30 protein-coding genes are annotated in these 26,912 nt (G+C 69.1%); 15 read left to right on the top strand and 15 right to left on the bottom strand.

Annotated elements, in window-relative coordinates; genetic code table 11:
• Positions 1-11: 11 nt before the first annotated feature.
• The 3 genes from BOSE46_RS02070 to moeZ are packed head-to-tail and all read right to left on the bottom strand — an operon-like array spanning position 12 to position 4,816.
• Entirely contained in the window at positions 12-3,239 is a 3,228-nt protein-coding gene (locus tag BOSE46_RS02070) for an ATP-dependent DNA helicase (RefSeq protein ID WP_159537797.1), read from the bottom strand.
• 30 nt (positions 3,240-3,269) lie between these two features.
• Positions 3,270-3,566, bottom strand: coding sequence for an MGMT family protein (locus tag BOSE46_RS02065; RefSeq protein WP_159537795.1), 297 nt, complete (start codon positions 3,564-3,566; stop codon positions 3,270-3,272).
• A gap of 29 nt (positions 3,567-3,595) precedes the next feature.
• Positions 3,596-4,816, bottom strand: a complete 1,221-nt coding sequence (gene moeZ, locus BOSE46_RS02060; RefSeq protein ID WP_159537793.1) for an adenylyltransferase/sulfurtransferase MoeZ — start codon at positions 4,814-4,816, stop codon at positions 3,596-3,598.
• 81 nt (positions 4,817-4,897) lie between these two features.
• On the opposite strand from moeZ, the gene BOSE46_RS02055 reads away from it, so the two are divergent.
• From BOSE46_RS02055 to BOSE46_RS02035, 5 genes are read left to right on the top strand one after another with little or no spacing between them, the layout of a single operon-like run.
• Complete coding sequence (locus BOSE46_RS02055; protein WP_159539324.1) at positions 4,898-5,548, top strand: TetR/AcrR family transcriptional regulator; 651 nt, start codon at positions 4,898-4,900, stop codon at positions 5,546-5,548.
• Positions 5,545-5,805: a DUF3107 domain-containing protein gene (locus BOSE46_RS02050; protein WP_371415492.1), complete on the top strand. Its 261-nt coding sequence runs from the start codon at positions 5,545-5,547 to the stop codon at positions 5,803-5,805. Before BOSE46_RS02055 ends, BOSE46_RS02050 begins: the two co-directional genes overlap by 4 nt.
• A 4-nt stretch (positions 5,806-5,809) precedes the next feature.
• Positions 5,810-6,334, top strand: coding sequence for a GrpB family protein (locus BOSE46_RS02045; protein ID WP_159537791.1), 525 nt, complete (start codon positions 5,810-5,812; stop codon positions 6,332-6,334).
• Positions 6,335-6,389: 55 nt separating this feature from the next.
• Positions 6,390-6,731, top strand: a complete 342-nt coding sequence (locus BOSE46_RS02040) for a YciI family protein (RefSeq protein WP_159537789.1) — start codon at positions 6,390-6,392, stop codon at positions 6,729-6,731.
• A gap of 4 nt (positions 6,732-6,735) precedes the next feature.
• Positions 6,736-7,962, top strand: a complete 1,227-nt coding sequence (locus tag BOSE46_RS02035; protein ID WP_159537787.1) for an RNA polymerase sigma factor — start codon at positions 6,736-6,738, stop codon at positions 7,960-7,962.
• A 65-nt stretch (positions 7,963-8,027) separates the two neighbouring features.
• Here BOSE46_RS02035 and BOSE46_RS02030 read toward each other — a convergent pair whose 3' ends face one another.
• Positions 8,028-8,726 (bottom strand): ferritin-like fold-containing protein, encoded by a 699-nt coding sequence (locus tag BOSE46_RS02030; RefSeq protein WP_159537784.1) that lies wholly within the window; start codon positions 8,724-8,726, stop codon positions 8,028-8,030.
• Between the two features lie 113 nt (positions 8,727-8,839).
• On the opposite strand from BOSE46_RS02030, the gene BOSE46_RS02025 reads away from it, so the two are divergent.
• The gene (locus BOSE46_RS02025) at positions 8,840-10,249 is read left to right on the top strand and encodes a DEAD/DEAH box helicase (protein WP_159537782.1); all 1,410 of its coding nucleotides are present in this window, start codon (positions 8,840-8,842) and stop codon (positions 10,247-10,249) included.
• A 144-nt stretch (positions 10,250-10,393) separates the two neighbouring features.
• Here the strand turns inward: BOSE46_RS02025 and BOSE46_RS02020 are convergent, their stop codons facing one another.
• Positions 10,394-11,059: a L,D-transpeptidase gene (locus BOSE46_RS02020; RefSeq protein WP_159537780.1), complete on the bottom strand. Its 666-nt coding sequence runs from the start codon at positions 11,057-11,059 to the stop codon at positions 10,394-10,396.
• 100 nt (positions 11,060-11,159) lie between these two features.
• Here BOSE46_RS02020 and BOSE46_RS02015 point away from each other — a divergent pair, with 100 nt between their 5' ends.
• Together BOSE46_RS02015 and BOSE46_RS02010 are read left to right on the top strand one after the other, a co-directional pair.
• The gene (locus BOSE46_RS02015) at positions 11,160-11,822 is read left to right on the top strand and encodes a PadR family transcriptional regulator (protein ID WP_159537778.1); all 663 of its coding nucleotides are present in this window, start codon (positions 11,160-11,162) and stop codon (positions 11,820-11,822) included.
• A 114-nt stretch (positions 11,823-11,936) separates the two neighbouring features.
• Positions 11,937-13,388, top strand: a complete 1,452-nt coding sequence (locus BOSE46_RS02010) for an MFS transporter (RefSeq protein WP_201299475.1) — start codon at positions 11,937-11,939, stop codon at positions 13,386-13,388.
• Between the two features lie 22 nt (positions 13,389-13,410).
• On the opposite strand, the gene BOSE46_RS02005 is transcribed toward BOSE46_RS02010, so the two are convergent.
• Positions 13,411-14,190 (bottom strand): ParA family protein, encoded by a 780-nt coding sequence (locus tag BOSE46_RS02005; RefSeq protein ID WP_159537776.1) that lies wholly within the window; start codon positions 14,188-14,190, stop codon positions 13,411-13,413.
• A 61-nt stretch (positions 14,191-14,251) separates the two neighbouring features.
• Between BOSE46_RS02005 and BOSE46_RS02000 the strand changes: the two genes are divergently transcribed.
• From BOSE46_RS02000 to BOSE46_RS01985, 4 genes are all read left to right on the top strand, one after another.
• The gene (locus BOSE46_RS02000; RefSeq protein WP_159537774.1) at positions 14,252-15,010 is read left to right on the top strand and encodes an SDR family oxidoreductase; all 759 of its coding nucleotides are present in this window, start codon (positions 14,252-14,254) and stop codon (positions 15,008-15,010) included.
• A gap of 1 nt (position 15,011) precedes the next feature.
• Entirely contained in the window at positions 15,012-15,848 is an 837-nt protein-coding gene (locus tag BOSE46_RS01995) for an alpha/beta fold hydrolase (RefSeq protein WP_159537772.1), read from the top strand.
• Positions 15,848-16,462, top strand: coding sequence for a sulfite oxidase-like oxidoreductase (locus tag BOSE46_RS01990; RefSeq protein ID WP_159537770.1), 615 nt, complete (start codon positions 15,848-15,850; stop codon positions 16,460-16,462). The genes BOSE46_RS01995 and BOSE46_RS01990 overlap by 1 nt, the downstream gene beginning before the upstream one ends.
• Positions 16,463-16,538: 76 nt before the next feature.
• On the top strand, positions 16,539-17,237 hold the full coding sequence (locus BOSE46_RS01985) for an FAD-binding oxidoreductase (RefSeq protein ID WP_159537768.1): 699 nt from the start codon (positions 16,539-16,541) through the stop codon (positions 17,235-17,237).
• Here the strand turns inward: BOSE46_RS01985 and BOSE46_RS01980 are convergent.
• Together BOSE46_RS01980 and BOSE46_RS01975 are read right to left on the bottom strand one after the other, a co-directional pair.
• Positions 17,234-18,061, bottom strand: a complete 828-nt coding sequence (locus tag BOSE46_RS01980; protein ID WP_159537766.1) for a PHP domain-containing protein — start codon at positions 18,059-18,061, stop codon at positions 17,234-17,236. The two genes, BOSE46_RS01985 and BOSE46_RS01980, sit on opposite strands and share 4 nt — an antisense overlap.
• 94 nt (positions 18,062-18,155) lie before the next feature.
• Complete coding sequence (locus tag BOSE46_RS01975) at positions 18,156-18,923, bottom strand: maleylpyruvate isomerase family mycothiol-dependent enzyme (protein WP_159537764.1); 768 nt, start codon at positions 18,921-18,923, stop codon at positions 18,156-18,158.
• Positions 18,924-19,003: 80 nt separating this feature from the next.
• On the opposite strand from BOSE46_RS01975, the gene BOSE46_RS01970 reads away from it, so the two are divergent.
• The gene (locus BOSE46_RS01970) at positions 19,004-19,567 is read left to right on the top strand and encodes a TetR/AcrR family transcriptional regulator (RefSeq protein ID WP_159537762.1); all 564 of its coding nucleotides are present in this window, start codon (positions 19,004-19,006) and stop codon (positions 19,565-19,567) included.
• Between the two features lie 42 nt (positions 19,568-19,609).
• Here the strand turns inward: BOSE46_RS01970 and BOSE46_RS01965 are convergent, their stop codons facing one another.
• The 5 genes from BOSE46_RS01965 to BOSE46_RS01945 all read right to left on the bottom strand — a co-directional run bounded on the left by BOSE46_RS01965 (position 19,610) and on the right by BOSE46_RS01945 (position 23,966).
• On the bottom strand, positions 19,610-20,194 hold the full coding sequence (locus BOSE46_RS01965) for a histidine phosphatase family protein (RefSeq protein ID WP_236551588.1): 585 nt from the start codon (positions 20,192-20,194) through the stop codon (positions 19,610-19,612).
• On the bottom strand, positions 20,181-21,215 hold the full coding sequence (locus BOSE46_RS01960) for a MaoC family dehydratase (protein ID WP_159537760.1): 1,035 nt from the start codon (positions 21,213-21,215) through the stop codon (positions 20,181-20,183). Before BOSE46_RS01960 ends, BOSE46_RS01965 begins: the two co-directional genes overlap by 14 nt.
• An 82-nt stretch (positions 21,216-21,297) precedes the next feature.
• Positions 21,298-21,777, bottom strand: coding sequence for a general stress protein (locus BOSE46_RS01955; protein ID WP_159537758.1), 480 nt, complete (start codon positions 21,775-21,777; stop codon positions 21,298-21,300).
• A gap of 9 nt (positions 21,778-21,786) precedes the next feature.
• Positions 21,787-22,977 carry an acyl-CoA dehydrogenase family protein gene (locus BOSE46_RS01950; protein ID WP_159537756.1) on the bottom strand — a complete coding sequence of 397 codons (1,191 nt, stop codon included), beginning with the start codon at positions 22,975-22,977 and terminating at the stop codon, positions 21,787-21,789.
• 116 nt (positions 22,978-23,093) lie between these two features.
• On the bottom strand, positions 23,094-23,966 hold the full coding sequence (locus tag BOSE46_RS01945; RefSeq protein WP_159537754.1) for a DMT family transporter: 873 nt from the start codon (positions 23,964-23,966) through the stop codon (positions 23,094-23,096).
• A gap of 57 nt (positions 23,967-24,023) precedes the next feature.
• On the opposite strand from BOSE46_RS01945, the gene BOSE46_RS01940 reads away from it, so the two are divergent.
• Positions 24,024-24,209: a hypothetical protein gene (locus BOSE46_RS01940; RefSeq protein WP_159537752.1), complete on the top strand. Its 186-nt coding sequence runs from the start codon at positions 24,024-24,026 to the stop codon at positions 24,207-24,209.
• 17 nt (positions 24,210-24,226) lie between these two features.
• Here BOSE46_RS01940 and BOSE46_RS01935 read toward each other — a convergent pair whose 3' ends face one another.
• Positions 24,227-24,640, bottom strand: a complete 414-nt coding sequence (locus tag BOSE46_RS01935; RefSeq protein WP_159537750.1) for a DUF6234 family protein — start codon at positions 24,638-24,640, stop codon at positions 24,227-24,229.
• Positions 24,641-24,730: 90 nt separating this feature from the next.
• Here BOSE46_RS01935 and BOSE46_RS01930 point away from each other — a divergent pair, with 90 nt between their 5' ends.
• On the top strand, positions 24,731-25,207 hold the full coding sequence (locus tag BOSE46_RS01930) for a nuclear transport factor 2 family protein (protein ID WP_159537748.1): 477 nt from the start codon (positions 24,731-24,733) through the stop codon (positions 25,205-25,207).
• A gap of 252 nt (positions 25,208-25,459) precedes the next feature.
• Here the strand turns inward: BOSE46_RS01930 and BOSE46_RS01925 are convergent, their stop codons facing one another.
• Positions 25,460-26,815, bottom strand: coding sequence for a wax ester/triacylglycerol synthase family O-acyltransferase (locus BOSE46_RS01925; protein WP_256366705.1), 1,356 nt, complete (start codon positions 26,813-26,815; stop codon positions 25,460-25,462).
• Positions 26,816-26,912: the final 97 nt, after the last annotated feature.

Raw genomic sequence — 26,912 nt, 5'->3', positions numbered from 1 at the left:
GATTCCCTCGCTCATGCGCGCTCCGTGAGAATCGAGGCACCCTCGTCCTTGGCCGGGCACACCCGGGCGAACTCGCAGTACTGGCACGCGTCGAGCGAAGCCGTCGCCGGGAACTCCTCGGCGTCGACCGCATGCACGGATCGGCGGAGCTGCTCGACGGCGAAGAACGGCTCGTCACCACGAGGAGCGTCCTGAGGCTGCACCTTGGGATAGCCGGGTACGCCCTTGGTGTCGTTGCGGAGCTGGACCAGCTCGGCGCCTGCGGCCGGCGCGCCGGAGGCGAGGTCTTCGGTCGCGCCCTGCGCGACCGCGAGCTGGTAGAAGCCGAGCTGCGGGTGCTCGGCGATCTTGGGCCCGGTGGGCATCGTGCGGGAGGTCTTGAGGTCGACGACGTGGACGCCGTCGTCACTGAGCTCGACACGGTCCATCGAGCCGTTGAGCACCACGGGGCGGCCGTCGACGTCGGTCGTCACCTCGAACCGGTGCTCGGCGGCCAGGACCTCGCGGCCGTGCTCGAGGTGCCAGCGGCAGAACCGCTCGATCGACTCCTTGGCGGCAGCGCGCTCGCGGGCGCCGACCCACGGCGCGTACTCGAGCTGGTGCCACACCCCGTCGAGGTGCTCGGCGAGCCGATCGGGATCGGGATCGAGGCCGGCGGTCACCACCTCTGCGGCGATCGCGTGGACGATCGAGCCGAATCCCTGCGCCGCTGTGGTCCCACGTTCGCCGCGGGCCTCGTGGCCGAGGAACCACTTGAGCGGGCACTCGGCGAGGGTCGACACCGAGCTGCCCGACATCCGCAAGGGCTCGGCGGGGTCGTGCATCGGTGTGTCGTTGGTGGTGATCTCGCGCAGGCCCCACCACTGGTCAGGGTGCGCCGAACGGGCCCGCGGGTGCTCCGCGAGGCGTGCCAGCAGCTCGGCGGCCCGCGCGCGTACGGCCGGGTCGTCGGTCGACTCCCCGAGTCGGCGCAGCTCCGCCACGGCGCCGCGAAGGTTGAGTGCGCGACGTGGACGGTGGCGCGTGCCGGGCAGCACGCGACCCGTGGCGCCCATCGTGTGGGCGTGCAGCTCGCCGACGAACCGGGACGGCTGGGCACCGGCGTCGTCGCCGCTGGCCACGGCGGTCACGACGAGTCGCGACCGGGCACGGCTGCAGGCGACGTAGAACAGCCTGCGCTCCTCTGCAAGTGCCTCGCGCGCCGCGGGCGGAGGCAGCAGGCCGTCCGGGCCGAGCCGGTCGCCTTGCAGCAGGCTGCCGCGCATGCGGACGTCGGGCCACTCGCCGTCCTGCACACCCGCGACGACCACGAGCGGCCACTCGAGACCCTTGGCGCGGTGCGCCGTCATGAGCTGGACGGCCCGGGCTCCCGTGCCCTGCTGGGCGAGGTTGTCGGCCGGGATCTGCTGGGCCTCGAGCCGCTTGACGACCTCGGCGATGCCCAGGCGTGCCTGCTGCTCCTCGGCGCGCGCCGCCTCGACGAACAGGGCTACGAGCGCGTCGAGGTCGTGGTTGGCCCGGGCAGCGCCCTCGCCACCTCCGGTGGCCTCGGCCTCGAGCCGCCGGTTCCACCCGGACTTCTCCCAGATCGTCCAGAGCACCTGCTCGGCGGACTCGCGAACGGCGATCTGCTCGGCGGCGACCTTGAGCAGCCGGGCGAGCCGGGCGGCAGCAACCACCGCGTCGCCCTCGGGGCTGCCGGGTCGGGCGAGCGAACTGAGGTGAGCGGGGTCGGACAGCGCCTCGGCGACGAGGACACGAGACGGCGGGGGGTTGCTGCCGTCCTTGGCCGCGTCACGTCGGAGGACCCGGCCCAGTCGGCGCAACGACGCAGCGTCGAGCCCGCCGAGCGGCCCGGTCAGCAGGGCGGCAGCCGAGGCGGGATCGAGGGTCTGGCCGGCCTGCATCTCGTCGGCGGCGTGCACCGCCGAGAGCAGCGTGCGCACTGCGGGCTCGACGGCCAGCGGGATCTCGTCGCCGGCCACCTCCACCGGCACGCCCGCCGCCGTGAGGGCGCGCTGGAGGCGGCCGACGTGGATCCCCGAACGCACGAGGACGGCCATGTCGTGCCAGTCGACCTCGTCGTGGAGGTGGGCCTCGCGCAGCAGCAGCGCGATGTGCTCGGCCTCGGCCGTCGGCGACGAGAACGTCTGCACCGTGACCTCACCTTCGTCGCGTGTGCGAGAGACCGGAGACCGCAGTGCGGCGTATGCCTCGCCGTCGACCGCGCCGAGGACGCCGCGATTGTCGATGATCGAGCGCACGGCGGCACCGATCGTCGGGCCGTAGCGGTTGGTGTGGCGCAACGTGATGATCGGGACCCGCGCCGCGGGAGTCGAGAACCGGTCGGCGAAGTCGAGGATGCCGCGGACGTCGGCGCCGCGGAACCCGTAGATCGACTGATAGGGATCGCCGACCACGACCAGGTCCCTCGCGTCACCGGCCAGCGCCTCGAGCAGCTGGACCTGCAGAGGGTCGGTGTCCTGGTACTCATCGACGACGATCAGCGAGAACCGATCGCGCCAGCGGGCCCTGCGCGCGGCGTCGTCGAGCAGTCTGACGGCCTGGAAGATCAGGTCGGTGTGGTCGATCGTGTTCTGCAGCGCCGCGACCGAGGTGTACTCGTCGAAGAACTGGCCGGCGGCCACCCAGTCGTCACGCCCCGTCGCCTCGCCGAGTCGCTCGAGGTCGTACGCGTCGAGGCCGCGCGAGCGAGCCGTCGCCATGAGGCGTTGGAGCTCGGTCGCCATGCCGCGCGTCTGCAGTGCCTGGCGCAGCTCGACGGGCCACGTCGCGGGGTCGGCGCCGGCGAGCACCTCGCTGATGACCGCGTCCTGCTCCGGGGCGCTCAGCAGCCGCATGGGACTGGCGTAGTCGCCGGGATCCTGCTCGGCGCGCAACATGCCGTAGCAGAACGAGTGGAACGTCATGGCCGGCGTGGTCGCCGTCGTGCGGTCGAGACGGCGCGCGATGCGACTGCGGATCTCAGCGGCTGCCTTGCGGCTGAATGTCAGGACGAGGATCTCCTCGGGAGCAAGGCCTCCGAGCTCCCCTCGATCGCCCCGCTCGACCCGGTCGACGACCAGCTCGACGAGCGTCGTGGTCTTGCCCGTGCCCGGCCCGGCGAGCACGAGCAGCGGCCCGCCGAGATGATCGACGACCGCTTGTTGGTCAGCGTCGAGCACCGGAGCGACGAGCGGCTCGACGCTCGGCCTCTCCAACACGTACTCCACCGGCATACCCCCCATCCCACCAGACGGGGGTGACACTCAGCCGTCGAACCGCCAGGCCGCGTTCTTCATGTCGACCCGGCCGTTGCGGACCGGCGTGCCCTCCTCGAGCCAGTGCAGCTGTGCCTCGGCCATCAGCGGCGGAGCCATGGCCCCATCTGCTCGTACGACGCGCCACCAGGGCACGGCGTGACCTTCCATCGCCATGACCCGGCCGACGTAGCGCGGGCCGAAGCCGGCGGACAGGTGCTCGGCGATCGCACCGTACGACACGGCCCGGCCGATCGGGATCCGCTCGACCAGGTCCAGCACCCGCTCCACGAACTCACGATCCATGGGACCACTCTGCCGTGGGCGGGGCTGGATCAGTACGAGGGCTGGCTCGGGTCGATCTGGTTGACCCAGGCCACGACGCCGCCGCCGACGTGCACGGAGTCCTTGTAGCCCGCGCCCTTGAGCACGGCCAGCGCCTCGGCCGAACGTACGCCGGACTTGCAGTGCAGCACGATCTGCTTGTCGCCGGGCAGCTGCTCGAGGGCCTTGCCGTTGAGGAACTCGCCCTTGGGGATCAGGATCGAGCCGGGGATCTTGTTGATCTCGTACTCACCGGGCTCGCGTACGTCGACCAGCACGAAGTCGCGCCCGCCGTCGTTGCGCTCCTTGAGCCAGCCGTCGAGCGTCGTCACCGAGATCGTCGAGTCGGCTGCGGCCTCGGCCGCCTCCTCGCTGATCGCGCCGCAGAACGCCTCGTAGTCGTCCATCAGGCCCGTGATCGGCACACCGGTCGGGTCGCGGCGGATGTTGAGGGTCGAGTAGCGCATCTCCAGCGCGTCGTAGACCATCAGCCGGCCGATCAGCGGGTCGCCGATGCCGGTGATGAGCTTGATCGCCTCGGTCACCATGATCGAGCCGATCGAGGCGCACAGGACGCCCAGCACGCCACCCTCGGCGCACGACGGGACCATACCCGGCGGCGGCGGCTCGGGGTAGAGGTCGCGGTACTGCGGGCCCTCCTGCGCCCAGAACACCGACACCTGGCCCTCGAACCGGTAGATCGAGCCCCAGACGTACGGCTTGCCGAGCAGCACGGCCGCGTCGTTGACGAGGTAGCGCGTCGCGAAGTTGTCGGTGCCGTCGACGATCAGGTCGTACTGGCTGAAGATCTCGAGCACGTTGTCGTTGTCGAGCCGCTCGTTGTGCACGATCGTCTTGACGTACGGGTTGGTCTCGGCGACCGATGCCGCGGCCGACTCGGCCTTGGGCTTGTCGATGTCGGACTGCCCGTGGATGATCTGGCGCTGCAGGTTGGACTCGTCGACGACGTCGTCGTCGATGATGCCGAGCGTGCCGACACCCGCCGCGGCGAGGTAGAGCAGCGCGGGGCTGCCGAGGCCGCCGGCGCCGATCACGAGCACCTTGGCGTTCTTGAGCCGCTTCTGGCCCGTCATGCCGACGTCGGGGATGATCAGGTGCCGGCTGTAGCGGCGGACCTCGTCGATCGTGAGTTCGTCGGCGGGTTCCACGAGTGGGGCGACCACGGGTTCTCCTCTGTGCTTGCGGTGCGGTGCAAACGGATCTGGCGGCATAACACCGCATCCACCGTCCATTGTTCCCCGGCGACGCAACGCCGCCGGTGGGCGTCCGGATGTCGGGCAGCACCGACTACTCTGGGGCGCGTGACCGAAACCACCCCGCTGCGTCCGCGCACGAGCCGCCTGCCTCGCACGGCACGGCGCGCCCAGCTGCTGGAGGTCGCGCTCGAGGTGTTCGTCGAGCAGGGCTACCACTCCGCCTCGATGGACGAGATCGCCGAGCGCGCGGGCGTCTCCAAGCCCGTGCTCTACCAGCACTTCCCCGGCAAGCTCGACCTCTACCTCGCGCTGCTCGAGACCTCGTGCGACACGGTCATCGAGGGCGTCCGGACGGCGCTGGCCTCGACGACGGACAACCGCAAGCGCGTCCGGGCCACGATGGAGCTCTGGTACGACTACGTCGCCGACCAGGGTGCCGCGTTCCGCCTCGTCTTCGAGTCCGACCTCACGAGCGACCCGTCCGTACGCGAGCAGATCGACCGCGTCATCGAGGAGTCGGCGTCCGCGATCGCCGAGGTCATCCGCGAGGACACCGGCCTCCCGGTCGCGTCATCGCACCTGCTGGCCGTCAGCCTCGTCGGCATGGGCCATGTCGGCGCCCGCAACTGGCTGTCGCAGGACTCGAGCCTGACCCGCAGCGAAGCCGTCCAGCTCGTCGCCGGCCTCGCCTGGCGCGGCATCGGCGCATTCCCCCGCAACGAAGATGACATCAAAGGAGATGAGTGACCGTGGAGGTCAAGATCGGCGTGCAGCACGCCGCGCGTGAGCTGTCAGTGGCAACCGAGTCGACGCCCGACGCCGTGCTCAAGGCGCTCGACACCGCGCTCAAGGACGACGCGGTGTTCACCCTGACCGACACCAAGGGCCGTACGGTAGCGGTGCCGGCCAGCAAGGTCGCCTACCTCGACTTCACGTCAGACCTCGGACGCAAGGTCGGCTTCGGCCTCGCCGCGAGCGAAGCCGTCACCGCCGCCTCGAAGTAAGCGCGTGACCGAGTACGTCCTTCCGCCGACGCGGGTGGACGGCTCGATCGTGCTGTCCCCGTACGACCCTGCCTGGGCGGCGACGTACGAGACGCTTGCAGCTGGCATCCGTACGGCGTTGGGACCCGTCGCGACCGCGGTCGAGCACGTCGGCTCGACGTCGGTGCCCGGGCTGGCCGCCAAGCCGATCATCGACATCAACCTGCTCGTCGTCGACAGCGCCGACGAGTCCGCGTACGTCCCGGCGCTCGAGGCGATCGGCTACGTCCTGCATGTCCGCGAACCCGGCTGGCACGAGCACCGGCTGCTGCGCCTCGAGGAGCCACGGGTCAACCTGCACGTGTTCACCGACGGTTCCCCGGAGCACGACCGGATGATCATGTTCCGTGACCGGCTGCGCGCCGATCCGGCCGCGCTCGAGCTCTACCTGACGACGAAGCAGCGCCTCGCCGCGCAGCACTGGGAGCACGTGCAGGACTACGCCGACGAGAAATCTTCGGTCGTCGAGCAGATCCTGTCGGATTCGTAGGTGGCCCGTTCGTCGTGCCTGTGTACGACGATGAGATCCGATCGAAGGAGCAGGCATGAAGTACATGATGTTGATCGTGAGCGACCCCGAGGCCGCCGACCGCCCCAGCGACCCGGCGGTCGACAAGGTCGAGGACTGGGTGGCCAAGCACGACGGCAGCGGCAAGCGGCTCGACGGCCAGCGGTTGCGGCCGCCCGAGTCCGCCACGACGATCCGCCGGCGCGGTGGTGAGCTCCTGATCACCGACGGCCCGTTCACCGAGACCCGTGAGTGGATCGCCGGTTTCGACATCCTCGAGTGCGACGACCTCGACGAGGCCATTGCCATCGCCGCGACGCACCCGATGTCAGCAGCCGGCACCATCGAGGTGCGTCCGTTCTGGCCGTTCGAGGGCTGAGCGCATGACCGACGGTGGGGGCGCGGCGGACGACATCCGTCGCGCGCTCACCGAGGCCATGGCGGAGCAACGGCTGCGCATCGTCGCCTCCCTCATCCGTACGACCGGCAACTGGGACCTCGCGGAGGACGCGGTGTCCGACGCCGCCGAGCGTGCCCTGGTGACCTGGCCCCGCGACGGCATACCCGACAACCCTGCCGCGTGGCTCACGGCGACAGCCAGGCGCCGGGCGATCGACGTGCTGCGCCGCGCCCAGGTCGAGCGCGGCAAGCTCGCCGACCTCGCCGAGCTCGAGGAGCTGACCGGGGAGGGACCCGAGGCCTCACCGATGGGCGATGACCGCCTGCGGCTGGTCTTCACGTGCTGCCACCCGGCGCTCGCTCTCGAAGCCCGCGTGGCCCTGACGCTCAAGGTCGTCTCCGGACTCTCGACAGGCGCGATCGGGCGGGCGTTCCTGACCTCGGAGGCGACGATGGGACAGCGCCTCCTGCGGGCGAAGCAGAAGATCGCGCATGCCGGCATCCCCTACCGCGTACCGACCGACGACTTCGCCGAGCGCGTCGACGGCGTGCTCGTCGTGGTCTACCTCGTGTTCACCGAAGGCTACGCGACCGGCGCCGGCTCGCTCGCCGACGAGGCGATCCGGCTCGCCCGGCTGCTGGTCGGGCTCATGCCGAAGTCGGACGAGACGCGCGCCCTGCTGGCCTTGATGCTGCTGCAGCACGCACGGCGCGACGCGCGCGAGGTCGCGGGCGAGCGGGTGACGCTCGAGCACCAGGACCGGTCGCGGTGGCGCCACGAGGAGATCGACGAGGCGGTCGCCCTGCTGCGCCGCCCATGGACGGTGCGGGGCCCGTACGCCGTGCAGGCCGACCTGGCCGCAGCTCATGCGACGGCGCCGTCGGCGGACGAGACCGACTGGGTGCGGATCGTCGCGCTCTACGACGAGCTGCTCGACATCGCGCCGACACCCGTCATCGCGCTCAACCGGGCGATCGCGGTCGGCATGAGCGACGGTCCCCTCGCCGGCCTCGCCGCCCTCGAGACGGCGGCCGACGATCCCCGGCTGGCCGGGCACTACCTCGTCGCCGCCGCACGCGGTGACCTGCTGGGCCGCGCCGGCCTGCGCGACGAGGCGCTGATCGCCGTCGAGCAGGCGATCGAGCTCGCGCCGACCGAGCAGGAGCGCCGTCAGCTCGAGCAACGCGCGGCCGAGCTGCGCGAGTCCTGAGCCTGGGCGGTGACTTAGGGCCCACGCGCATGCTCGGCCTGGGCCCTAAGTCACCGCTCCGACGGTCAGGCAGCCAACCCCAGCTTTTCCATGCGGGCGGCGTGGGCCTCGGTGAGGCGGGTGAACATGCGGCCGATGCCGGCCAGGTCCATGCCGGGATGGTCGACGCCGCCGACCAGCACCGTGCTCAGCGCATCGCGCTCGGCGACGACGGTCTGCGCCTGGCTGAGCGCCTCGCCCATGAGCCGCCGGCCCCACAGCGCCAGCCGGCCACCGACTCGCGGATCCTTCTCGATCGCACCACGCACGGCGTCGACGACGAAGTCGGAGTGCCCCGTGCCGCTCAACGTGTCCAGCACGAGCGCCCGGGTGTCGGTGTCGAGGTAGGCCGCGATCTCGCGGTAGAAGTCTGCCGCCAGGCCATCGCCGACGTACGCCTTGACGAGGCCCTCGAGCCAGTCCGACGGCGCGGTCTGCCGGTGGAACCGCTCGAAGATCGTCGAGAACTCCTGCATCGTCTCGTAGGGATCCTCGCCGATCTCGACGAGCCGGTCACGGAGCTTCTCGAAGTGCCCGAACTCGGCCGTCGCCATCGCCGCGATCTCGACCTTCGTCTTGAGGTCGGGCGCCATCTTGGCGTCCTCGGCGAGCCGTTCGCAGGCGCTGATCTCGCCGTACGCCAGGATGCCCAGCAGCTCGATCACGCCCCTGCGGTAGACCGGATCGTCCAACGTCGAGGGCGGCGGAACGTTCTTGGAAGCCATGCTCCGCAGCGTAGCGGGAAGGCCGGGCGCTCCAGACGATAGACTGGGCCCAGAAATCACACGAGTCTCAAGAATTCGAGAAGACCCTGACTACGTTCAAAGATCTGGGCGTCATGCCCGAGATCGCCGACGCACTGAGTGACGTCGGCATCCAAGAAGCCTTCCCAATCCAGGAGATGACGCTCGGCGTCGCTCTCATGGGCACCGACCTGATCGGTCAGGCGCGCACCGGAACCGGCAAGACGCTGGCGTTCGGCATCCCCGTCATCCAGCGCACGGTCGCGCCCCACGACGCCGACTACGACCAGATCGTCGCCGGCAAGCCGCAGGCGCTCATCGTCGCGCCGACCCGTGAGCTCGCGATCCAGGTCGCCAGCGACATCGAGATCGCGTCCAAGCGCCGCGGCACCCGCAACCTGACGATCTACGGCGGCGTCCCCTACGAGTCGCAGCTCGACGCGCTCAAGACCGGCGTCGACATCGTCGTCGGTACGCCCGGCCGTCTGCTCGACCTCGCCAACCGCGGCGCGCTCGACCTGTCGCACGTCAAGTCGCTCGTCCTCGACGAGGCCGACGAGATGCTCGACCTGGGCTTCCTGCCCGACGTCGAGTCGCTGCTGGCCAAGACGCCCGAGACCCGCCAGACGATGCTGTTCTCGGCCACGATGCCGGGCGCGATCGTCGGGCTGGCCCGCAAGCACATGCGCCACCCCATGAACATCCGCGCCGAGTCCGGCGAGGACAACCAGATGGTGCCGGCGACGGCGCAGTTCGTCTGGCAGGCGCACGAGATGGACAAGGCCGAGATCGTCGGCCGCATCCTGCAGGCAGACGACGTCGGCAAGGTCCTGGTCTTCACGCGCACCAAGCGCACCGCGCAGCGCGTCGCCGACGAGCTGATCGACCGCGGCTTCCCCGCCTCGCCGCTGCACGGCGACATGGCGCAGCCGGCACGCGAGAAGGCCCTGACCCGCTTCCGCGAGGGCAAGATCAACATCCTCGTCGCGACCGACGTCGCCGCTCGCGGCATCGACGTCGCCGGCATCACGCACGTCATCAACTACAACTGCCCCGAGGACCACAAGACGTACGTCCACCGGATCGGCCGTACGGGCCGTGCCGGCGCCTCGGGCATCGCCGTGACGTTCGTCGACTGGGCCGACCTGGTGCGCTGGAAGCTCATCAACACCGAGCTGGGCCTGCCGTTCGACGAGCCGCAGGAGACCTACTCGACGTCGGACCACCTGTTCCACGACCTCGGCATCGACCGCGGCGTCAAGGGTCGCATCAAGGATCCGTCGCCGCGTGAGCCCAAGAAGGACGACGACCGCGGCGGACGCGGTCGTGGTGGCGGTGGTCGCGGTGGCGAGCACAGCGGTGGAGACCGCGGCGGACGCGGTGGCGAGCAGAAGTCGCAGCAGTCCTCGGGCGGCGACAAGCAGAGCGAGGGCGGACAGCGTCCCCGTCGCAACCGCAACCGCACGCGTTCGCGCGGCGGAGCCCCGGTCGCCAAGACCGACTAGTCACCTCAGCCCGACGTACGCTGAGGGGTCACTTTTGGCCCACTGACGGGTCAGTTCTTGCCCAGTTTGGGCGACCACAACCGACCCGTCAGTGGGCCAAAAGTGACCCGTCAGCCGTCGGCCCCCCACCCTCAGCCGTCGGGCTCAGGCGGTGACGACGACCTTGGTGCCCACCGGGGCGAAGTCCCACAGGGCGATCGCGTCGGGCAGCCACTGGCGTACGCATCCTGCGGACAGCCGGGTGCCTAGCTCGTCCTTGGTCTGCTCGAGGTTGCCGGAGTTGTCGCGTGGCACGGAGTGGAAGCCGATCGGCTCGCTGAAGCCGGTCGCGAAGCGTACGAAGTACTCCATCGATCCGCTGCCGTCGAACGCTCCGGCGTGGCGGGACTTGGACTGCACCGTGTAGGTCCCCGGCTGCAGGTTGTTGAAGCGGCTGCCCGAGACGGGATACGTACGCTCGACCGTGCTGTCGTCCTCGACGAGCCAGACCCGCTGATCGCTCTGGTCGAACACGATGCGTCGCCCGGTGCCAGAGCCTGCGGGCAGCGCAGCGACCTTGGTGACGCTGGCCGCTGCCGCACGCCGCTTCGGGGCGGGTTCGGGGATGACGAGCGTGTCGAGCGCTGCGGTCTCGATCGCGGCGGGTGCCAGCGCCGATGACGTGTCGGCCGCCGCACGGTCGGCCTTGAGCTGCGGCAGGATGCCGACGGCCGCGCCGCCGACGGCGATCGTGATGGCCACGGCAAGCCCCAGTGCGCCGACACGTCCCCGCCGGCGGACCATGCGATGGGAGGCGCGGTGCTTGGACACGCCCCCATCCTAATCGGCGCATCCCCAGCGGCTCGCAGACTTGCCAAACCCGAATTACTCTAGTTAGAGTATTTGTAGTCGAGTAATTCGAAGGAGAGCCATGAAGCGACCAGCCAACGCCCTGTACCTGGCGGTGCTGACGCTGCTCTTCGAGAAGCCCATGCACCCGTACGAGATGTCCACGACCCTGCGCCAGCGCAGCAAGGAGGAGAGCATCCGGCTCAACTACGGCTCGCTCTACGCCGTCGTCGAGTCGCTGCGCAAGAAGGGCTTGGTGTCGGCCCGCGAGACCCTGCGCGAGGGCAACCGCCCGGAGCGCACGGTCTACGAGCTGACCGACGACGGTGCCACTGCGATGCACGAGTGGCTCAGCGAGATGCTGCGCGACCCCACCCCGCAGTTCACCGACTTCGAGGCGGCACTGTCCTTGATGGGCGCCCTGCCGGTCGACGAGGCGCTCGAGCTGCTCAAGCTGCGGCTCAAGGCCCTGCGCATCACCAGCAACCAGTACGACGGCGTGCGCTCGCACCTCCCGGCCGGGTTCCCCGAGCTCTTCATGGTCGAGGGCGACTACTCCGAGGCCTTGCGCCGCGCCGAGATCGCCTTCGTCGAGAAGCTCGTCGGCGACATCGAGCACGACCGGCTCGGCGGCATGGAGATGTGGCGCCGCATCCACGAGCTCAGGGCGGCCGGACACTCCGGCGAGGAGGCGACGGCCAAGCTCATGGAGGAGTTCGGCCACCTGCTGGTCATCGACCCCTAGAGATTTCAGTGATCCCCGGCCGACGGCAATCGACCGGGGATCGAAAACCGAGCTGCAAGCAGCCCCGGCCTCCAAGCACAGGGTAGCGAGCAGCTCCTTCACAAGGAGACACACGTGAACACCCCTGGAACACCCAACCGCGCCATCGCGACGACCGTCCTGATGTTCGCCGCGTTCATGGACCTGCTCGACGTCACGATCGTCAACGTGGCGTTGCCGGCGATCCGCTCGGACCTCGACGCCAGCCCGGCCCACCTCGAGTGGGTCCTGGGCGGCTACACACTGACGTTCGCCGTCCTGCTGATCACCGGCGGCCGGCTCGGCGACATCTTCGGCCGGCAGCGCATCTTCGTCCTCGGCGTCGCGGGCTTCACCCTGGCGTCGCTCGCCGCGTGCCTCTCCGGCAACGGCGAGACGCTCGTCGCGGCCCGGATCGTGCAGGGCGGCTTCGCTGCCCTTATGGTCCCGCAGCTGCTGTCGACCGTGCAGGTCATGTACGCCCCGAAGGAACGCGCGAACGTCTTCGGCATCGTCGGCGCCGTCTCGGGCACCGCAGCGGCCGTCGGACCCCTGCTCGGCGGCTGGCTCATCACGAGTGATGCCTTCGGCGTCGGCTGGCGCAGCATCTTCCTCATCAACATCCCCGTCGGAATCGTGCTGATCGTGCTGGCGCTCAAGTACGTCCCCAACACCGTGTCGGAGTGGGCGACCCGCCTCGACCTGCCCGGGGTCGTGCTCGCCACTGCCGGCGCGTTCCTGCTGGTGTTCCCGCTGATCGAGGGCCGCGAGCAGGGCTGGCCCGCCTGGATCTGGGGCATGCTCGCCGCGTCGGTGGTCGTCCTTGCCGCGTTCGTCGCCAACCAGCGGCGCACCGAACGGCTCACGCAGTCCTCACTCCTGCCGATGCACCTGTTCGGCAACCGCGGGTTCGCGGCGGGCCTCGTGACCCAGGCCGCGTTCTCGGCTGCGATGGCCGGCTTCATCCTGACGCTCGTGATCTACGTGCAGAGCGGTCTGGACTTCAGCGCGATCCACGCCGGCCTCGTGCTGCTGCCGTTCAGCCTCGGCGCGTTCGTCGGCGTCGGCGTCTCCGCACCGTTCGGGCTCAAGCTCGGCAAGGTCATCCCGTTCACGGGCGCGATCAGCCAGGCCGCCGGGATCTGGTGGGTCGGCCAGGTCGTGTCGTCCAAGGGCGCCGACTTCGGCGGCTGGGACGCCACGCCGCCGATGCTGCTGGCCGGAATCGGGCTGGGCCTGCTGGTCGTGCCGCTGATCGACATCGCGCTCTCGACCGTGTCGACCGACGACGCCGGCGCCGCATCCGGGACGTACAGCACGTTCCAGCAGCTCGGCTCGGCACTCGGCATCGCGATCATCGGTGCCGTGTTCTTCCACGTCGTCGGCGACCGGTTCACCGAGGCCGGGCTGCGCGACGGGGTCGAGCACGCGGCATGGTGGGCGACCGGCGGCTACCTGCTGTCGGCGGTGGCCACGCTGTTCCTGCCCGACCGCAACGCCGTGCAGCGGCACGCCGAGGAGCAGGCGGCGTTGCTCGAGGCCGTCTGAGCTGCGAGGGCGTCGGGGTCTACTACTTCTTCTTCTTGCTGTCGGCGAGCATGCCGGCGGCGACCTGGCGGTAGGCCTCGGCGCCCTTGTGCGTACGCGCTGTGGCGAGCACCGAGCGGCCGATCGCCGGCGCCTCGGCGAACCGGATCGTCTTGGGGATCGGCGGCGTCACGACCGGCAGCTCGTACGTCTCGCGGATCGCCGCGAGCACGTTCTGGGCGTGCTTCGTGCGCCCGTCGTACATCGTGGGCAGCACGCCCATGATCTCCAGCGACGAGTTGATGAACTGGCGTACGTCGTGGATCGTGTCGAGCAGCTGCCCGACGCCACGGTGGGACAGCGTCTCGGCCTGCAGCGGGATCAGCACCTGCTGGGCCGCCGAGAGCGCTCCGACGGTGAGGATGCCGAGCGTCGGCGGGCAGTCGATCAGGATCCAGTCGTAGTCGTCGGCGACCTTGTCGAGGGCCACGCGCAGGCGCTGCTCGCGGCCCGTGCGGCCGATGAGACTCTCCTCGGCCTGGGTCAGCGTGATGTTGGCGGGCAGCAGGTGCATGCCGTCGTCGGTGATGACGATCGCGTCCTCGGCCTGCTTGGTGCCCAGCAGGACCTCTGCGACCGTGACGTCGAGGTCCTCCGGATCGATGCCGAGGGAGAACGTCAGGCTGCCCTGCGGGTCGACGTCGACCAGCAGGACCCGCTGCTTGAGCTCGGTCAGCGCGGCACCGAGCGACACGACTGTCGTCGTCTTGGCGACGCCACCCTTCTGGTTGGCCACCGCGATAGTCGTCGTCACGGTCGCCATTGTGTCATCACGTCGCCTGACCTCGCCGTTCGCGCGCTGGGCCGTTTGGCATGCTTGCTCCATGACACGTCGCGCGCTGGTGACCGGGGCAACCGCTGGGATCGGCAACGCGTTCGCCAAGGAGCTGGCCAAGCGCGGCTACGACCTCGTGATCGTCGCCCGTACGACCGACCGTCTCGAGGCCCTCGCGACCCAGATGCGCAGCAAGCACCGGGTCGAGGTCGACGTCGTGACCGCCGACCTGTCGACCACCGAGGGCGTACGCGCGACGGTCAACAAGCTGACCGACACGACCCGCCCGGTGGATCTGCTGGTCAACAACGCCGGCGCGTCCCTGGCCGGCTGGTTCGGTACGACCGACATCGCCGACGAGGACCGTCAGCTCGACCTGCTCGTACGCGCGCCGATGCACCTCATGGACGCGGCGATCAAGACCATGGCAGGTCGCGGCGGTGGCCAGATCATCAACGTGTCGAGTGTCGCCGCCTTCACGCCGCGGGGCGTCTACTCCGCGCACAAGGCCTGGCTGCTGAACCTCTCTCGCTGGGCCGACATCCACTACGCCGACGTCAACATCTCGGTGCAGGCGTTGTGTCCCGGTTTCGTACGCACGGAGTTCCACCAGCGGGGCGAGATGGACGTCTCGGGTGTGCCGAAGTGGATGTGGCTCAAGGCCGACAAGCTCGTCAAGGCGTCGCTCAAGGACCTCGACAAGGGCAAGTCCGTCTCGATCCCGTCGCTGCGCTACAAGGTGCTGGCTCTGCTGGCGCAGTACATGCCCAAGGGCCTCGTCACCCGCATCGCGAAGCGTGGGCGTTGACGTGAGCACGCCGAAGTCGCTGGTGCCGCCTCCGGGGGTTCATGCGGTCACGATCGAGACAAGCCGCGGCGAGTTCGCGGCGCACACGGTGATGACGGATGGCGCCATCGGCCACGTCCTCCTGATTCCCGGCTGGACCGGGTCCAAGGAGGACTTCACGGCGTTCCTGCCCCTGTTGGCAGCCTCGGGCCTCGACGCGACGACGTACGACCAGCGCGGCCAGTACGAGACGCCTGGCGGTGCCGATGACGACTACTCCCTGGCCGGCTTCGCGGCCGATGCCCTGGCCGTCAGTGCCTCGGCGACCGAGTCGGCCCGGTCCCACGTGCTGGGTCACTCGTTCGGCGGCCTCGTCGCCCAGCAGGCAACGGTCGCGGACCCGTCGGCCTGGCGCAGCCTGAGCCTGCTCTGCACCGGCCCGGGCGCGCTCGGCGAGACGCCGGGCCAACCGCCGCTGGGTCCGCTCGTCCAGGCCCTCGGCGCCATGAGCCTCGCGGAGATCCGCGCCCACATGCCGCGCGACGCGTCACTGGCCCCCGACATCGCGGAGTTCCTCGACAAGCGATTCACCTCCAACGCCCCGGCCTCGCTGCGGGCGATGACGCAGCTCCTGATCGACGCCCCCGACGTCATCGACGAGGTCGCCGCAACGGAACTGCCGTTCTGGGTCGGCCGTGGCGCCGGTGACGATGCGTGGCCCCACGACGTACAAGAGGCGATGGCCAAGCGGCTCGGCACCGAGATCCACGTCATCGACGACGCGGCCCACTCCCCTGCCGTCGAGAATCCGCAAGGGTTCCTCGACGCATGGCTCCCGTTCCTGAAGGAGAACAGCTGATGGCCAACTTCACCCGCGGCTTCACCGGAGGCGCCCGCCGAGGCGGCGACGATCGGCTCCCTCCCGGCCAGTACGACACCGGCGCCACTTGGCCGGTGCTCACCGCCGAGCTCACCCCGACGATCGACCTCGACACCTGGACCATGACGGTCGACGGCCTCGTCGAGAAGCCGACGACCTGGGACTGGCGCGGCATCCACGCGCTGCCGTCGTCGTCCTACTTCGGCGACATCCACTGCGTCACGACCTGGACCAAGTTCGACACGACGTTCGCCGGCGTCAGCGTCGATGCGCTGCTCGAGATCGCGAAGCCCAAGCCGGAGGCGACGCACGTCATGGCGACGGCGACGACGGGCTACAACACCAACCTGCCGCTCGAGGACATCACCGACGGCAAGGCGTGGATCGTCTGGGAGTTCGACGGCAAGCCGCTGGCACCGGAGCACGGCGGTCCCGTACGTCTGTTGGTGCCGCACCTGTACTTCTGGAAGTCCGCCAAGTGGATCACCCGCATCGAGCTGATGGACCACGACGAGCAGGGCTTCTGGGAGCGCAACGGTTACCACGACCGCGGCGACCCGTGGCTCGAGCAGCGCTACCAGGGTGATGCATGAGCGAGCGCCAGCGAGTGAACAATCGGGCACTCATGCGGTCGTTCTCGTATCGTGGGCTTCTATCGGGGACGACCGCATGACAGAGGCGATCGCGAGCTCGTGGACGACCGGCACCGTTCGCGAGGTGGAACGGTTCGGCGAGACGTACGTCCGGCTGCGGCTCGAGGTCGCCGATCGTCACGACCACGTGCCGGGGCAGCACTACGTCGTACGCCTGCGCGCTCCTGACGGCTATACCGCCCAGCGGTCGTACTCCCTCGCCTCAGATCCCGCCGACCCGCTGATCGAGCTCATGGTCGAGTGCCTGCCGCGCGGAGAGGTCTCCGGCTTCCTGCACGACGTCGTCGAGGTCGGCGACGAGCTCGAGCTGCGCGGGCCGATCGGGCGCTGGTTCGTCTGGGGAGGCGAGGTCCCGTCGCTGTGCGTCGCCGGGGGCTCGGGCGTCGTGCCGTTCATCTCGATGCTCCGGTATGCCCGACGGATGGGCACGGCATCGCACCTGACGATCGTCGCGTCGGCGCAGACCCGCGAGCGGCTGCCCTACATCGAGGAGCTCGAGGAGTTCGGCGCCTTCATCGCGCTGACCCGCGAGAACCACCGTGATCGCGTCGCGGCGCACATCTATCCCGACGAGCTGGCCGAGCTGTCCAAGGGCATCGAGCGGGCGTACGTCTGCGGCTCGGCCGGGTTCGTCAGCTTCGTCGGCCGCAGCCTCGGTGAGGCCGGCGTGCCGAGCGACATCGTGCGCGTCGAGCAGTTCGGCGCAACAGGCTAGGCCCGACCGAAGAGGCGGCGGTACTGGTCGGGCTCGGTCGTGTTGCCACCGAGCGGGAAGTCGACCTTGCCGGTGCCGTGATAGTCGCTGGAGCCCGTACGCACGAGGTCGAGCTCGCGCGCGATCTGGCGCAGTGCCGCACGATCCTCGGCTCCGTGGTCGTTGTGGTCGACCTCGAGCCCGTCGAGCCCCTGCTCCTTGAGCGCCCCGATGCGATCGCGGGTCAGCACGCGGTGGCTGCCGCGCGACCACGGGTGCGCCAGCACAGCCTTGCCGCCGGCGGCCTTGACCAGCCCGATCGCGGTGGGCAGGTCTGCGGCGTAGCGGTCGACGTATGCCGGCCGGCCGGGCTTGAGGTAGCGGTCGAACGCCTCGGCACGGTCCTTGACGACACCGAGGTCGATCAGCGCGTCGGCGACATGGGGGCGGCCGGTCGCGGCGGCATTGGCCGACCGCGCTCGTACGTCATCGGCCGTGATGTCGATGCCCAGGCCGCGCAGCCGCTCGAGCGTCGCCGGCAGCCGGGAGTTGCGACCATCGATGACCTTGCGCAGCTCGCGGAGCAGCTCCTTGTGCCTGGGATCGAATTCAAAACCCAGTAGGTGCACGCTCCGGCCGTCGAGCTTGGTCGAGATCTCGATGCCGTGCACCAGCGTGATGCCGACCCGCTTCGCGGCCTTGTCAGCGTCCTTCCAGCCCTCGGTCGAGTCGTGGTCGGTGATCGCCACGACGTCGAGGCCGGCCGCCTTGGCGTTCTCGACCAGCTCAGTGGGGCTGTCGGTGCCGTCGGACCGGTCGGAGTGGGTGTGGAGGTCGATCTTCACGTGGTCAGGCTACGGGGTCCGACCCCCGTCGCCGCAGTGTGCTCGAGCCGTACGTGCCGGTTGACCTGCAGAGACGCCCTCGGGCGGTGCGAGGTCAGAAGAAGATCTTGGTGCCGAGGAGCCCGCTACCGTGGGCCCGGCCGGAGAGCACCCGGCAGAACTCGATCGCTTCCATCTCGATGCGTGGCCCGCCAGATCCCTGTACGAACTTCCCTCCGGCAGGACCTGACAGGACTACCTCGACGGGTTGTTGGTGACGCCTCGCCCACTCCCCCACGGCGTCCTCGACGATCCGCCTGTCGTTGTCGTTGAGATGCAGATCGCGTCCCACTGCGCGCGAGATGTCGACCCTGTGCATGAAGACGTCGCGGCTGTAGATCACGTCCATGAGGTGGCCGAGATTGCCCCTGGGCGGCATGCCGTCGACGACCGACCCGTTGGCCTTGGTCGACATCGACGCCATGCGGAGCAGCACCGGCGTCTTCATGCGACCGCGTACGGCCGCCGGGGCGACGGTCTTCAGCGCCGTCAATTTGTCAGCCGGAGCAAGCGAAGCGTGCTCGGCGATCTGCAGTGCGTTGTACGCGTCCATCGCGTTGCCGTCGTGCTCCGACGCATGACGTATGCCGTAGACGTTCTGCCGGATCAGCTCACGCCTGGATGCAGCCGCCTTGGCACTCCCGATGAGATGCCCCACCATGTCCGTCACGCTCCAGCCAGGGCACTCCGTGGGCGCCCGCCAGTCATCGGCCGTGAGGGTCTCGAGCAGCGCGATGAGGCCCTCGTACGCACCGGTCGCGACGGCGGCGCCGTCGGACCTGCGGGTGACGGGAGTGATCTGGTCTGTCGCCGTGGGGCTCATGGTGGTCTCCTAACAGCGTTAGGATAGACCCGATCCGACGAGGGCGCCAGAGTGTTCCCGAACATCGTTAGGGTGAGTGCGTGGAGCAACGGAGTGAGCGGCATCTCGCCACGCGCGAGGAGATCCTGGCGATGGCGTGGTCCCTGAGCGAGGACAAGGGGCTGGCGGGCTGGTCTCTGCGCGAGCTTGCTGCTGGCGTCGGCATGCGGGCGCCGTCGCTGTACGTCTACTTCCGGGCGAAGGATCAGATCTACGATGCGATGTTCGGCGAGTCCTACCGGCAGCTCCTGGAGCGCAGCGTGGCGACGCCGCTGCCGGACGAACCCAGAAGCCGCTTGCACGCCATGGCGTCGATGTTCTTCGACTTCGCCGTCGAGAACCCCGCGAGGCTTCAGCTGATGTTCTGGCGGGTGATTCCCGGTTTCGAGCCGTCCGCGGAGGCGTACGCGCCGTCGCTCCAGGCGCTGACCCTCGGGCAGGAGGCGTTGGCCGGCATCGGCATCGCCGACCAGGCTGCCATGGACATGTGGACCGCCGTGCTCACGGGCTTGGTCACACAGCAGGCCAGCAACGATCCGGGCGGGGAACGCTGGCGGCGACTGCTCGACGAGGCGGTCGACATGTTCGCCGCGGCCTACCTCTAGGCGTTCCGCCACGCCGCGAGACGGAACACGGCGACCGACGGCTCAGGGCAGGCAGTTCCACTGGCGTACGACCTGGGTGCCCCGGTCCACGCCCAGCACCGACACCGTGGACGTGTCGAGCGCGAAGAGCCGTCCCTCGGACACGTCGAGGCCCAGCCAGCGGGCGGCGAGGGCGCGCAAGGAGTGCCCGTGGGCGAACACCAATGTCTTGCCGTCGGCGGCGCGTGCCCGGGCCACGACCCGGTCGAGTCGCTCGGCGACCTGCTGCGCCGTCTCGCCGCCGGGCGACGGGTGCGTCCAGACGCTCCAGTCCGGCACGGTCTTGCGGATCTCCGGGGTCGTCAGGCCCTCGTAGTCCCCGTACGACCACTCGGCGAGGTCCTCGTCGACCTCGGCATCCGGGAAGCCGGCGAGCTCCGCCGTGTGGACCGCACGCCGGCGCGGGCTCGTCAGGACGTGCACGAACTCGATGCCCGAGAGCGGACCGGCGAGCGTACGGGCTGCGGCCTCACCCTTGTCGGTCAGCGGCAGGTCGGTCGTCGACGTGTGCCTGCCGTTCAGGCTCCACTCCGTCTCGCCGTGGCGCACCAGCCAGAGCTGGTCCTCGACCTCCTCAGCGGGGGACAAGGGCCCACACATCCAGGTCGAGCAGCACTCCAGGAGCGTACTTCCCATCGTCACCACGCAGCGTCATGGTCTCGTCGCGCCCCTTGGTCGCCACGAGGCGCAGGCGCAGGGCGCCGACACCCGGCGCCGACGTCTCGGCCTTGTCGAGCACCTCCGACCACGCATAGACAGTGCCACCGGCGAAGGCAGGCGCCACGTGCGCACCGGCATTGATGGCGGCGATCAGCTGGGCGTTGGCGAGACCGTTGAACGACAGCGCGCGGGCCAGGGAGATGACGTGCCCGCCGTAGACGAGGCGGTTGCCGTCGGGCCGCGCCTCGGTGTTGAAGTGCACCTTGGCGGTGTTCTGCCACAGCCGGGTCGCGAGCATGTGCTCCGGATCGGTGAGGGTCACGCCGTCGACATGGTCGATCTTCTCGCCGACCTCGTAGTCGTCGAAGCGGTGCGGCTCCCCCGCAGCCTCGAAGTCGTACGTCGTGAAGTCGAGTCCGGCCGGCAGCACCAGGTCCTCGGCCGCCACGACCGGAGCGAGGTCGGGCACGACGGTCTCAGGGGCCGGTGCTTCGAGGTCTCGCTTGTGCACCATGACCCAGCGGGCCCAGTCGAGCACGACCTCGTCGCGCTGGTTGGTGGCGGTCGAGCGTACGTAGACCACGCCGGTCTTGCCGTTGGAGTTCTGCTTGAGGCCGATGACCTCGGACTGCGTGGCGATCGTGTCGCCGGGCACGACCGGACGGTGGAAGCGGCACTCGGCGTAGCCGAGGTTGGCGACGGCGTTGAGCGACACGTCGGGCACGGTCTTGCCGAACGCGATGTGGAACCCGACGAGGTCCTCGACCGGCGCCGGGCTCAGCCCGACCGAGGCGGCGAACTCCGCCGAGGACGGCACGGCGAAGCGGGTCGGATAGATCGCCCCGTACGCCGCACGGTCGCCCTCGGTCACCGTGCGCGGCGTGGCGTGCTTGAGGACCTGGCCGACCTCGAAGTCCTCGAAGAAGTTGCCGGGATTGGTCTTCGTCACGCCGTCGCCTCCAACAAGAACCAACGATATGGAGGCAACGGCGCGACTCGCTCACGGATCGCTCGCTGGCGCTCGCTCACTGTCATACGGCGAACGGGTCGCGGCCGGGCAGCTTGGCGAGCAGCTCCTGGCCCTGGGCGAGGAACTTGTGCTCGACCAGCACCTCGTACTTGGTCGCCACGACCTTCTGCACCGAGCTGAAGTCACGCTGCCCTCGCGTCGCGGCGTAGCCGGCGGCAGCAGAGATCACGAAGAAGACCACACCGAGCACGATGCCGCCCAGGATCGCGGCGCCGAACGAGCTGCCGTCGCTGAACAGGCTCAGCAGCAGGCCGATGAACAGGCCGAACCACACACCTGAACCGGCTCCGGCCAGCAGGACACGGCCCCAGGTCAACCGCCCGGTCACCCGCTCGACCTGCTTGAGCTCGGTGCCGACGATCAGGACGTTCTCGACGGCGAACTCGTTGTCGGACAGGTAGTCGACGGCCTTCTGGGCGTCGGCGTACTTGTCGAACACGCCGAGCGACTGGGGGTACTCGAGCGAGAAGATCTCTGCCATGGGTGGCTCCTAGAGCTTGTAGTCCTTGAGAAGGCTGCGTCCGATGATCATCTTCTGGATGTCGGAGGTGCCTTCGCCGATGAGCATGAACGCGGCCTCGCGGTAGAGGCGCTCGATCTCATACTCCTTGGAGTAACCGTAGCCACCGTGGATGCGGAACGAGTCCTGCACCACCTCGTTGCAGTACTCAGCAGCGAGCATCTTGGCCATGCCGGCCTCGACGTCGTTGCGCTCACCGGAGTCCTTGCCACGGGCGGCGCGGACGACCATCGCGTGGCTGGCTTCGACCTTGGTGGCCATCTCGGCGAGGCGGAACAGGATCGCCTGGTGCTGCGCGATGGGCTTGCCGAACGTCTCACGCTGCTGGGCGTACGCGATGCCGAGCTCGAACGCCCGGTTCGCGATGCCGACCGCGCGGGCGCCGACGTTGACGCGGCCGACCTCGACGCCGTCCATCATCTGGTAGAAACCCTGGCCGGGCTTGCCACCGAGAACCTGGTCGGCCGAGATCTGGTGCTTCTCCAGGATCATCTCGGTCGTGTCGATGCCCTTGTAGCCCATCTTCTCGATCTTGCCCGGGATCGTGACGCCCTGGGCGGTCTCGCCGAAGCCGGGCTCCTTCTCGACCAGGAACGTCGTCATGTTCTTGTAGACGCTGTCGTCGCCCTCGTCGGTCTTGCACAGCACCGCGACAAGGTTCGACGAGCCACCGTTGGTCAGCCACATCTTCTGGCCGGTGATCTCGTAGCCGTCGTCCGTCTTGGTCGCCTTGGTCTTGATCGCCGCGACATCGCTGCCGAGCGCAGGCTCGGACATGCTGAACGCGCCACGGACCTCGCCGGTGGCCATCTTGGGCAGGTACTTCTGCTTCTGCTCGTCCGTGCCGTGCTGACGGATCAGGTACGCCAGGATGAAGTGCGTGTTGATCACGCCGGACACGCTCATCCAGCCGCGGGCGATCTCCTCGACCACCAGCGCGTACGTCAACAGCGACTCGCCGAGTCCGCCGTACTCCTCGGGGATCATGATCCCGAAGATGCCCAGCTCCTTGAGGCCCTCGACGATGTCGGTCGGGTACTCGTCCTTGTGCTCCAGCTCCGTCGCGACGGGAATGATCTCCTTCTCGACGAACTGACGAACCGTCTTCAGGATCTCTTCCTGGATGTCGGTCAGACCTTCAGTGCGGACAAGACGACCCATTGCGGGGCTCCTCAAATGTTGCTGACGTTGACCTGCTGACTGTACCGACGGGTAACTCGTATGTCGTCCGGTGCGAGAGGTGACCTTGGTTACCTCCCGTTAACCTGCGCGGCGCGTCAGTCGGCCAGGACCTGCTCGGGTGGCGGGCGGCGCAGCACCACCACCACGAGACCACCGAGGATCAGGGCGAGCCCCACGTACACGCCGACCGGCGGCGTCTGGCCGAGGAAGACGCCCGCCAGAATGGCGGCGCCGGGCACCTCGAACAGCAGCAGGAGCGAGATCAGGCCAGGGCTCATGACCGCCAGCAGGTGGTTGAGCACGGAGTGCCCGAGCAGCTGCGCACAGATCGTCACACCCACGATCGCGAGCCACGTGTGCCCGGAGAACCCGACCATCTCGACCTGCCCGGCCAGGCAGGCGGCAGCAAGGGCCACAGCGCAGATGCCGTAGCAGGCGAACGTGTAGGTCGTCGTCGAGACGCTCTCGCGCACCCGGCTGCCCGCCATCAGGTAGAGCGCGGCGGTCAGTCCCCCGGCGAGCGCGAGCAGGTCACCGGCAACGGCCCGTGCCGACAGGGAGAAGTCGACACCGGTGATGACCAGCACGCCGGCGACCGCGATCGAGATGCCGAGGATGACGGCGCGAGGTGTGCGATCTCCGCGCAGCCGGTCGATCACGACGACGAACACGACCTGCATGCTCACCATCGCCGTCGCCGCTGCGACCGAGGTCATCTTGAGCGCGCTGCACCACGTACCGAAGTGCACCGCCAGCATCAGTCCCGCGAACACCGTCGCGGTCCAGCCCTCGCGCCCCAGTGTCGCCAGCTCCCGGCGGATCGTCGGTGCCGCGAACGGCGCGACCGCGACGGTGCCGAGGGCGTTGCGCCAGAACCCGATCGCCAGCGCCGGGGCGTTCGCCCCCGCCATCAGCGGCCCCGATGCCGAGACGCCGAGGATCGCGACGACGGCGAGGAAGGCATTCACCCGGACAGTCTGCCGGTATGCCTCTCCGGCAGGTCGCGCCCGTGCCACGATGACGCCATGACTGTGCTCGCCATCTGCCTGATCGCCCTCGGCCTGGCCGGCTCCGCGTACGGCGCTCTGCGGTTCGCAGCATCGCGTCGCCAGGTGCTGGCCCCCGGTGAGGTGGCCCGAGGCAACGGCCTCCCGATCATGATCAGCGGAGACGTCGCCCTGGTCGCCGGCATCCTCCTCCTGGTCCTGTAGGCCAGGGCCGCGTCGGCTCAGCCGCCGGCGCCGCAGTCCTCGCTGCCGCTGTAGCAGGGCGTGTAGTTCGACGGAGGGTCGTACGTCGGCGGATCCGGACGCCATCGATCGTGTGGCACGGCGAACACGCCGGCGACAACCAGCATCACGATGATGCCGCCGACAGCGCACCAGGCCAGGCGCCCGCTCCCGCTGACCAGCGAAAGCACGAGACCAAGCGCCATTGCCGACAGTCCCAACGTGGCCGTCCATACGTACCGCGTCTCCTCGGCGTGGGTCGGGACGACGGTCTCACCGAACGTGAAGTAGACCTCGAACTGTTGGTAGACCAGCGTGAGTGCGAGCAGGAATCCCGCCACGATGGCGGCGACCGCGCCGGCGCGCGGCAACGACCGTCCGGAGTCGACCGCCGCCCCCGAGGGTGATGACATGTAGACACCCTAGGTGGTCAGGCTCAACCGCCTCGTACGCAACTAGAACAAGTTCTTGTTTTCGGCACCGGCCGCTGGGATGCTTCGGGGATGGACCTGGAAGCGCTCGAAGACATCCGCCGGCTGAAGTATCGCTACTTCCGGTCGCTCGACCTGAAGCTGTGGGACGAGTTCGCCGACACCTTCACCGCTGATGCCGTCGGCCGCTACGGCACCAAGGTCTACGGCGAGCTGGACGCACTCGAGGGTCGCGACGCGATCGTCGGGTTCATGAGCGAGAAGCTCTCGAACGGCGTGATCACGATGCACGTCGCTCACCACCCCGAGATCGACGTCGCCGGCGACACGGCCGAGGCGTCGTGGGGGTTCGAGGACACCGTCATCGCGACGGAGTTCAAGGTCCTCATCCGCGGCGCCGGCTACTACCGCGACCGCTATCGCCGCGAGGTCGACGGCTGGCGGATCGCCGAGACGTCGTACGAGCGGATCTACGAGTCGATGGAGTCGCTCGACGACACGCCGAGCCACCAGCTCATCGCCAACCGCTGGGCCACTTCCGGCCCCTAGCCCGAGGAACGAGGGCGGGAGGGAGCGCCAGCGACCGAAGGGGCGTACGGCGAAAGGCTCGAGCGAGCATCTGACCTCACGACCCTTCGCGCCCCCTACTCGCAGAGCTCGTGGGGGGACCCCCAGCAGAGCTCGCTCCCGTTCGGCCGCGGGCGGCCTCACTAGGGAGCGAGGTTCTAACCCCAGGCCTTTTCGAGCTCGGCGAGGGACGCCTCGAGGTGCGTGAGCAGTCGCTGCAGCGAGCTGCAGCGATCAACCCCAGGCCTTTTCGAGCTCGGCGAGGGACGTCTCGAGGTGCGTGAGCAGTCGCTGCAGGTGAGGGACGGAGCGGCGGCAGCCGATGAGGCCGAAGTCGAGATAGCCCGCGCGGCTCGTCAGGGTGATGTTGAGCGCGAGGCCGTCGGTGACGATCGACACCGGATACATGCCGTCGAGCCGTGATCCGTTGAAGTACATGTCGTTCTTGGGCCCCGGCACGTTGGAGACCACGACGTTGAACGGCGGGTTGGTGTACTTCACGAATCCCGGGATCGGCGTCAGTGCGAGCGGCAGCATCTGGAGCGCCGAGAACGCCAGGATCTGGGTCGGTGACAGGTCGCCGAGGATCTTCTTGGCCTGACGGGACGAGTAGGCGATCTCCTCGAGGCGCGTGGCGCCCTGGTCGCGGTCCGTCGCCAGGTTGACGATGATCGCGCCGGTCGCGTTGCCGGTCCCGGTGTCCTTGCCCGCCGACTCGGCGCGCAGCGAGAGCGACACCGGCACCATCGCCGTCATGGGCTCGTCCGGCAGGGCATGCTGCTCCAACAGGTACTCCCGCAGTGCCCCCGACACCATGGCGAGCACGACGTCGTTGAGCGTCGTCGCCGACGACTTGGCCACCCGCTGGATGCGCTCGATCTCCCACGACTGGGCGGCGAACCGGCGCGCTCCCCCGATCGAGCCGTTGAGGATCGTCTTGGGCGCGCGTGGCAGCGTGATGTCACCCTCGCGGATGATCTGGTTGGCGATCTTGAGGCCGGCCGGCAGCAGCCCGGCGATGTCACCGGCCGCACCCGCTCCCGTACGTACGAGGGCCAGCGGGTCGAAGCCCTTCTTGTCGCCCGACGGCTTGCGCGCCGGCAACGCCCACGGCGGCAGGCAGTCGCGGGCATCCGGGTCCTCGCTGAGCGAGCGCTGCATGAGCCGCAGCGCCGAGACGCCGTCGACCATCGCGTGGTGGACCTTGGTGTAGACCGCGACCCGGCCGTCCTGCAGGCCCTCCACGACGTGCACCTCCCACAGGGGGCGGCGCCGATCCAGCAGCGACCCGTGCCAGCGGGACGTCAGCTGCAGCAGCTCGCGGATCCGCCCCGGGCTGGGCACGGCCGAGTGGCGCACGTGGTGGTCGTAGTCGATCGTCTCGTCACTCTTCCAGCGCGTGCCGACGGGCTCGCCCGGGCGCTTGCGGAACAGCGGCGAGACGTTGTCGGTCTGCCGGAACGCCTCGAGCATGTCCCGCACGAACTCCGGCCCCGACCCGTCCGGCGGCACGAACAGCTGCAGCCCGCCCACATGCATCGGATGGTCCCGGTTCTCTGCCAGCAAGAACATCGAATCCGTAGGCGGCATGAACGACATCGGCAATCCTCACGAAAAGTTGGACGTACTCGCAGTACGCTAACGATCCCATGTGGCGCAAGTCACTCTGTGTGAAATGCTCGTTAAC

Source organism: Aeromicrobium sp. 9AM (genome assembly GCF_902506105.1).
In the GTDB taxonomy this organism is placed as follows: Bacteria; Actinomycetota; Actinomycetes; order Propionibacteriales; family Nocardioidaceae; genus Aeromicrobium.
Note: the sequence above shows the minus strand (reverse complement) of the source record. Positions and strands in the feature narration are given on the sequence as shown.

Excerpts from the sequence above, each read along its gene's own strand:
- BOSE46_RS01935 (WP_159537750.1), bottom strand. The coding sequence starts at position 24,640 with ATGTCATCACCCTCGGGGGCGGCGGTCGACTCCGGACGGTCGTTGCCG.
- BOSE46_RS02065 (WP_159537795.1), bottom strand. The coding sequence starts at position 3,566 with ATGGATCGTGAGTTCGTGGAGCGGGTGCTGGACCTGGTCGAGCGGATC.
- BOSE46_RS02000 (WP_159537774.1), top strand. The coding sequence starts at position 14,252 with ATGACACGTCGCGCGCTGGTGACCGGGGCAACCGCTGGGATCGGCAAC.
- BOSE46_RS02015 (WP_159537778.1), top strand. The coding sequence starts at position 11,160 with ATGAAGCGACCAGCCAACGCCCTGTACCTGGCGGTGCTGACGCTGCTC.
- moeZ (WP_159537793.1), bottom strand. The coding sequence starts at position 4,816 with ATGCCGCCAGATCCGTTTGCACCGCACCGCAAGCACAGAGGAGAACCC.
- BOSE46_RS01985 (WP_159537768.1), top strand. The coding sequence starts at position 16,539 with ATGACAGAGGCGATCGCGAGCTCGTGGACGACCGGCACCGTTCGCGAG.
- BOSE46_RS01975 (WP_159537764.1), bottom strand. The coding sequence starts at position 18,923 with ATGAGCCCCACGGCGACAGACCAGATCACTCCCGTCACCCGCAGGTCC.
- BOSE46_RS01955 (WP_159537758.1), bottom strand. The coding sequence starts at position 21,777 with ATGGCAGAGATCTTCTCGCTCGAGTACCCCCAGTCGCTCGGCGTGTTC.
- BOSE46_RS02030 (WP_159537784.1), bottom strand. The coding sequence starts at position 8,726 with ATGGCTTCCAAGAACGTTCCGCCGCCCTCGACGTTGGACGATCCGGTC.
- BOSE46_RS01940 (WP_159537752.1), top strand. The coding sequence starts at position 24,024 with ATGACTGTGCTCGCCATCTGCCTGATCGCCCTCGGCCTGGCCGGCTCC.
- BOSE46_RS02040 (WP_159537789.1), top strand. The coding sequence starts at position 6,390 with ATGAAGTACATGATGTTGATCGTGAGCGACCCCGAGGCCGCCGACCGC.
- BOSE46_RS02025 (WP_159537782.1), top strand. The coding sequence starts at position 8,840 with ATGCCCGAGATCGCCGACGCACTGAGTGACGTCGGCATCCAAGAAGCC.
- BOSE46_RS01990 (WP_159537770.1), top strand. The coding sequence starts at position 15,848 with ATGGCCAACTTCACCCGCGGCTTCACCGGAGGCGCCCGCCGAGGCGGC.
- BOSE46_RS02035 (WP_159537787.1), top strand. The coding sequence starts at position 6,736 with ATGACCGACGGTGGGGGCGCGGCGGACGACATCCGTCGCGCGCTCACC.
- BOSE46_RS01930 (WP_159537748.1), top strand. The coding sequence starts at position 24,731 with ATGGACCTGGAAGCGCTCGAAGACATCCGCCGGCTGAAGTATCGCTAC.
- BOSE46_RS02005 (WP_159537776.1), bottom strand. The coding sequence starts at position 14,190 with ATGGCGACCGTGACGACGACTATCGCGGTGGCCAACCAGAAGGGTGGC.
- BOSE46_RS01925 (WP_256366705.1), bottom strand. The coding sequence starts at position 26,815 with ATGCCGCCTACGGATTCGATGTTCTTGCTGGCAGAGAACCGGGACCAT.
- BOSE46_RS02070 (WP_159537797.1), bottom strand. The coding sequence starts at position 3,239 with ATGCCGGTGGAGTACGTGTTGGAGAGGCCGAGCGTCGAGCCGCTCGTC.
- BOSE46_RS01950 (WP_159537756.1), bottom strand. The coding sequence starts at position 22,977 with ATGGGTCGTCTTGTCCGCACTGAAGGTCTGACCGACATCCAGGAAGAG.